The 5,634-nt window shown below is 59.3% G+C and carries 6 protein-coding genes; 5 read left to right on the top strand and 1 reads right to left on the bottom strand.

Annotation, left to right across the window (positions count from 1 at the left end):
- The first annotated feature begins 168 nt into the window (after positions 1-168).
- Together ACW9H9_RS28200 and ACW9H9_RS28195 are read left to right on the top strand one after the other, a co-directional pair.
- Complete coding sequence (locus tag ACW9H9_RS28200; protein ID WP_457346633.1) at positions 169-1,062, top strand: LysR family transcriptional regulator; 894 nt, start codon at positions 169-171, stop codon at positions 1,060-1,062.
- A 146-nt stretch (positions 1,063-1,208) separates the two neighbouring features.
- The gene (locus ACW9H9_RS28195) at positions 1,209-1,841 is read left to right on the top strand and encodes a hypothetical protein (protein ID WP_457346634.1); all 633 of its coding nucleotides are present in this window, start codon (positions 1,209-1,211) and stop codon (positions 1,839-1,841) included.
- Positions 1,842-1,921: 80 nt separating this feature from the next.
- On the opposite strand, the gene ACW9H9_RS28190 is transcribed toward ACW9H9_RS28195, so the two are convergent.
- The gene (locus ACW9H9_RS28190) at positions 1,922-2,476 is read right to left on the bottom strand and encodes an RrF2 family transcriptional regulator (RefSeq protein WP_457346635.1); all 555 of its coding nucleotides are present in this window, start codon (positions 2,474-2,476) and stop codon (positions 1,922-1,924) included.
- Positions 2,477-2,746: 270 nt separating this feature from the next.
- Here ACW9H9_RS28190 and ACW9H9_RS28185 point away from each other — a divergent pair, with 270 nt between their 5' ends.
- From ACW9H9_RS28185 to ACW9H9_RS28175, 3 genes are all read left to right on the top strand, one after another.
- The gene (locus tag ACW9H9_RS28185; protein WP_457346636.1) at positions 2,747-3,952 is read left to right on the top strand and encodes an NAD(P)/FAD-dependent oxidoreductase; all 1,206 of its coding nucleotides are present in this window, start codon (positions 2,747-2,749) and stop codon (positions 3,950-3,952) included.
- Between the two features lie 102 nt (positions 3,953-4,054).
- Complete coding sequence (locus tag ACW9H9_RS28180; RefSeq protein WP_457346638.1) at positions 4,055-4,927, top strand: LysR family transcriptional regulator; 873 nt, start codon at positions 4,055-4,057, stop codon at positions 4,925-4,927.
- Positions 4,928-5,056: 129 nt separating this feature from the next.
- Positions 5,057-5,482 carry a VOC family protein gene (locus ACW9H9_RS28175; protein ID WP_457346637.1) on the top strand — a complete coding sequence of 142 codons (426 nt, stop codon included), beginning with the start codon at positions 5,057-5,059 and terminating at the stop codon, positions 5,480-5,482.
- Positions 5,483-5,634 lie beyond the last annotated feature (152 nt).

Here is a 5,634-nt window from a genome sequence, read left to right as displayed (position 1 = left end):
CAACGGGATCGGCGTATTTCACCATATTTGGAAGTCTTCTTCAGGATTTCCTTAGTCATCCGCAACGTACGGTCAACCCAGCCCCCCTTCAAACCACAAAAACCTTTTGCACGCCCCCCAACAAACCCGGCAGACTCACCAACGTAAACAACCCCAATGAGGTATGAAATGGACCGGCTGGCCGCGATGGAAACCTTTGTCTCTGTCTTGGAGACCGGTTCTTTTTCTGCAGCAGCCAGGCGGCTGAATGTCGGGCAACCTGCGGTTTCAAAAAGCATCTCCCAGTTGGAAGAGCACTTGGGCGTTCGCTTGGTGAGCCGCTCCACTCGCGGACTATCGGCCACTGAGGCCGGCTCGCTGTTTTTTGAGCACGCCAAACAGATTATTGAAAGCTCAAACAATGCCGAGCTTGTCGTGCGTGGCGCGGCTGCGGGGTTGGTGGGGACGTTGCGTATTTCTACGACGGTGACCTTTGCCCGGCTGTACATCCTTCCGTACTTGGGTGGCTTCCTGGACATGCACCCCTTGCTCGACGTGGACGTGAGGCTCGATGACCGGTCCATGAATCTCATTGAAGAAGGTACCGATGTCTCTCTTCGGATGGGCACGCTCAGCGATTCGGGCTTTACCGCTAGAAAGATTGCCACGTGTCAGCGGCGGGTGGTCGCCACGCCTGCTTACCTCGAACGGCATGGCATACCCGAGTCGCCCGCAGACCTGGAACATCACGAGGCGGTGATCTATGCGATAGGCGAGGGGGGCGCTTCCTGGTTATTCAAAAAAGGCGACGATGAGCAGCCCGTGACCCTTAGCGGCCGTATGCGCGTATCTGCTGCCGAAGGCGTGCGCGCAACGGTGTTGTCACATTACAGCCTCACGGTTTCTTCGCACTGGGTCTTCGGGCCTGAACTCGCGAGCGGCGAGGTGGTGGCGGTGTTGCAAGACTGGACATTACCCAAAATGGACCTCTGGGCCATTTTTCCGAATGGGCGGATGACCAATGCCAAGGCCCGCGCGTTTGTCGAGTATGTCGAGCAACTGCTGGAAAACGTGAGCAATTAACCCGCTGGAAACCCTGCGCAATCGCCGACGCAGGCAAGAGCACGCGAACAGGTGATCTTTTTCCGCGTCGTCAGGAATAAAACGTTTCATGGCCGTGTTGTATAGGTCGGTAGGTTCAGATAACACACCCATGCCCAGGAAACGCTATGAACGGTCACAATATCGCTTTTGTCACAAATCCAACTGTTTATATTGGCGATACCGCAATTAATAGCGTTCACTATTTTCAAAAAAAAGCGCCCACCGACATGATGCCCGACTTCATCAACCTGGCAAAAATGGGCTCATTTGACTTGATCGGTGAACCCGAAACGGCGCAGGTTATTTTGACGCCCGTGAGCCAGCCCAAACACAACGACGTGGCGATCAGAGCCTACTGGTGCCCCTTCATACAGGGCATGGTCATGCCCGGGTTTGTCGACCTGCCCAAATATAATCCACCGATGAAGTTCATGTTCACGGCCGCCATGAATGGGTGCGCGTTAGTCGTGACGGAAACGCCGGGGGATAATTCAAAAATCAGGGTTTATCATAATCAGCATCCGCACGAGGCAACGGTCAACAACTTTATCAGCAGCCAGGGCCAACCGATTAAATCACTGCTGGTGTTTGAGGATTACGGCAGAGATACCGGTAACTTGCCGGCACCTAACGGGTTCAATTTCATGCACTACAGAAACGGCGGGTGGAGGATCTTCACACAGCCGCAAAAATTGAACCTGGTCACCAGTGAGATCACGCTGAATCGGTCTATGCCGTGTCAAATCATTGATGTGTAAACCGGCTTTGCGGCGGTTCATTCAAGGGGGCAGCAGGCCCCTCGCGCCGCTGCCAGTGTGTCTGGGCGGCTGACTCACCGCTATTCGTCCGCCTGCACCAGCGTAATCGTCTGACTGTCACTGCCCACGCGTCCCTCTTTGCGTTTGTTCAACCACCCGCTGACCTGCCCGGCAAACTCCGGCGGTGCCTTGCGGGCGGTGCGTCGCGCCAGGTCAAGGATGGTCTGTTGGTGCAGTGCTTCTTCCATGCGTTTTTGCGCCGTGAGCATCGCCGCGTTGATGCCGCAAACGCCTGCTGTCGCCCAGTCCGGGGCGCCGCCGTCGAACACCGCGCAGCGGCCACGAATGTCGCGGCAATCAAAAATCATCTTGCGCCCGTCAATGGCCGTGGCGATGTCCAGCAGGGTGATTTCGTCTGACGGACGACCCAGCTTGAACCCCCCGCGTACGCCTTCGGTGGCGACCACCAATTTTGCTTTCGCCAGTTTGGTGAACACCTTGGCCAGGTATTCCTGAGGCACGCCCTGCAATTCGGCAAGGTCGCGCACGCTGGCTTCACGGCTGTCTCCCGAGCCATCCACCAGGTACAGCAGGCAATGAATGCCGTACTCCACACCTGCGCTGTAAAAAGACATGGGAATCTCCGACTGGGTTTATCGTGCGAAACCTAACAATTTGCCGCGCGCATCGCAAGCAAAGCGGTGCGCAAGCATTTTCGTCGATCGCCTGAATCTCCAGTAACTCAAAGGGTTTCGTCCTGAAAACCGGGCGCCTGGCGAGGGCCGTGAACAAAAACCGCTTGCCGCTATAAACTACGATCAATATAGTCGTAGTTGTGACGCCGCAGTCGACAAGGTCGATTGCCAGGGCCAACCCCCCTTACTGACTTCCTTTCGGAGCACACAATGAAAAAGCGAATCCTGATCATCGGCGCCGGTTTTGCTGGCATGTGGAGCGCGCTGAGCGCCTTGCGCCTGCTGGACAAGCACGACCGCAACGATGTGGACGTGAGCGTGCTGGCGCCTGAAGCCGTGCTGGGCGTACGCCCTCGTTACTACGAGCAACAGGTGCATCAGATGCAGGCGCCGCTGGGCCCGTTGTTTGAGGTGGTAGGCGTGAACTTCATCCGGGGCGTGGCCAACAGCATCGACGTTGACGGCAAAACGGTCGGCTACACCGATGCCAATGGCGTCAAGGGATCGCTGGGGTACGACAAACTGGTGCTGGCCACCGGCAGTCGCGTGGTGCGCCCGGCGTCGGTGCCCGGCATCGAGCACGCGTTCGATGTGGATCTGATGGCAGAGGCCCGCCACCTGGAAACACACCTGCAGGCGTTGGCCAGCCAGCCTGAATCCAGCACACGCAACACGGTCGTGGTCGCCGGGGGCGGCTTCACCGGGATCGAAACCGCGACTGAAATGCCAGCGCGCCTGCGTGCAGTGCTGGGCGAAAACGCCCATGTCCGCGTGGTCATCGTTGATCGCGGCGAGAAAATTGGGGCGGCGCTGGGGGCAAACATCAGCCCAGCCATTATTGAAGCAAGCGAAGCGTTAGGCGTGGAATGGGTGGTCAACGCCTCGGTGACGGCCGTGGATGCGGCGGGGGTTACGTTGTCTGACGGTCGTCGCATCGACGCCAGCACGGTGGTCTGGACCGTCGGCGTGCGTGCCAGCGCCCTCACCGAACAGATCCCGGGCCAGCGTGATGCTTACGGGCGCTTGCACGTGGACCGCCACCTCAAAGTCATCGCCCAGGACCACATCTTTGCCACGGGCGACACCGCCTATGCCGCCACCGACGACGCTGGCCACTTCGCGCTGATGACCTGCCAGCACGCCATCGCCCTGGGCCGCTCGGCCGGCAACAACGTGGCCGCCGACCTGTTGGGCGAAGGCGCAATCGCGTACAGCCAGGCCAAATACGTCACCTGCCTGGACCTCGGTGCCTGGGGCGCGGTGTACACCGAAGGCTGGGACCGCCAGGTCAAGCTGATCAAGGACGAAGCCAAGCAGCTCAAGCACCAGATCAACTCCGTGTGGATCTACCCACCCGTGGCTGAACGGGCCGCCGCATTGGCTGCCGCCGACCCGCTGATCCCGGTCGTCGCGTAAGGCTGGGCCTGCCAACACCCTGGAGCTGTTATCGTGGGTGAGCCTTACCCGCAACAGCCTTGCGTGGAAGGCCGTGCGCCAACCAACAAGCAGGGTGTGTGGATGATTAGAGAGTTGAGAACCTTCGTGCACGCGGCAAGGCGCGGCACGTTTGTGGCCGCCGGGCAGCAAGTGGGGCTGACGCAGTCGGCGGTGAGTGCCCAGATAAAGCACCTTGAGGATGCCCTGGGGGTGAAACTCTTCGACCGCACCGGCCGCTCCGCCACGTTGAACGCGGCGGGGCAGCGGGCGGTGCCGCTGGCCGAGGAGATCCTCGATCTTTTTTCGCGCATGGGCGCTCCCGATAGCGCGAACAACTTTCACGGCTCGCTGCGCATTGGCGCCATCGGCAGCGTACAAACCGGCATCCTGCCGCAAGTGCTGGTGGCCCTTAAGCAACGCGCGCCGTTTATCGAAGTCAATCTGGTGCCCGGTGTTTCATTGAACCTGCTCAGCCAGGTCGATGCGGGCGAGCTGGACCTTGCGATCATGATCAATGCGCCGTTCAACCTGCCCAAAGACCTCCAGAGCGAAGTGATCGCGCGCGAGCCCTTTGTACTCATCACCGCCAAAGAGGTGGTGGGCGATGACCCCTTGCAACTGCTTCGCGAGCAACCCTTCGTGCGTTATGACAGGGGCTCGTTTGGCGGGCGTCAAGTGACGCAGTTTCTCAAGGAACAAAAGATAGAGCCCCGGCAAACATTGGAGCTCGACGAGCTGGACGCGATCGTCAAGATGGTCCGCAGCGGCCTGGGTGTATCCCTGGTGCCCATGGCGGGCTTGTGGCTGGAGCACAACAGCGACGTGCGCGTGTTGCCGTTGGGCAAGCTGACGTTCTGGCGCGAAATCGTGCTGCTGACCAAATACACCCGGCGCCATTTGCCGCTGTTTGAATTATTCCGCAGCTGTGTGATGGACGTACTGGCGCAGCCCTGAAGGCCGCACGCCGACCGCGTTGCCGAGCCTCGAAAAAATCGAGGCTCAGGGCCAAAGATATGCGCTTTATCGGCAGGTCTTTCTGGTGAAGAATCGGTGCCTGATTATCAGAACCAACAGGTACAGACCGTGAGCCTTTCTCCCTTTCATCTCGCCATTCCCGTCTACGACCTCGCCGCCGCCCGCCATTTTTATGGTGATGTATTTGGGCTCGCCGAAGGCCGCTCCAGCGACCACTGGGTGGACTTTGACTTTTATGGCCATCAGCTGGTCATCCACGAACACCCCAAGACCGCTTGCCAGGCGTCGGTTCAGTCAAACCCGGTCGACGGCCATGACGTACCGGTCCCGCATTTCGGCATCGTCCTGCACTGGGACCAATGGGAAGCCCTGGCGCAACGGCTCAAGGCGCGAGGCACCGCGTTTGTCATCGAGCCCTACATCCGCTTCCAGGGCCAGGTGGGCGAGCAAGCCACCCTGTTTTTGCTTGACCCCTGTGGCAACGCGTTGGAGTTCAAGGCGTTCAAGGACATGAGCCAGCTGTTCGCCAAGTAATCGTCCCCGTTCTGATTGCGTGATGACGGCGGTGCCTGCGTACTTATCGCGGGCACGCCTGCTTCCCCAGCCTGCGATAGCGGAAGGTCAGCAAAACGGCGGTTGCAGGAACCGAGTGCAACACGGTCATTGAATTGAAGAGGGGGCCTCAT

The organism is Pseudomonas sp. SDO5215_S409, from assembly GCF_054071325.1.
This window is presented reverse-complemented; position numbering and strand designations above follow the sequence as displayed.

Excerpts from the sequence above, each read along its gene's own strand:
- ACW9H9_RS28185 (WP_457346636.1), top strand. The coding sequence starts at position 2,747 with ATGAAAAAGCGAATCCTGATCATCGGCGCCGGTTTTGCTGGCATGTGG.
- ACW9H9_RS28200 (WP_457346633.1), top strand. The coding sequence starts at position 169 with ATGGACCGGCTGGCCGCGATGGAAACCTTTGTCTCTGTCTTGGAGACC.
- ACW9H9_RS28190 (WP_457346635.1), bottom strand. The coding sequence starts at position 2,476 with ATGTCTTTTTACAGCGCAGGTGTGGAGTACGGCATTCATTGCCTGCTG.
- ACW9H9_RS28180 (WP_457346638.1), top strand. The coding sequence starts at position 4,055 with ATGATTAGAGAGTTGAGAACCTTCGTGCACGCGGCAAGGCGCGGCACG.
- ACW9H9_RS28195 (WP_457346634.1), top strand. The coding sequence starts at position 1,209 with ATGAACGGTCACAATATCGCTTTTGTCACAAATCCAACTGTTTATATT.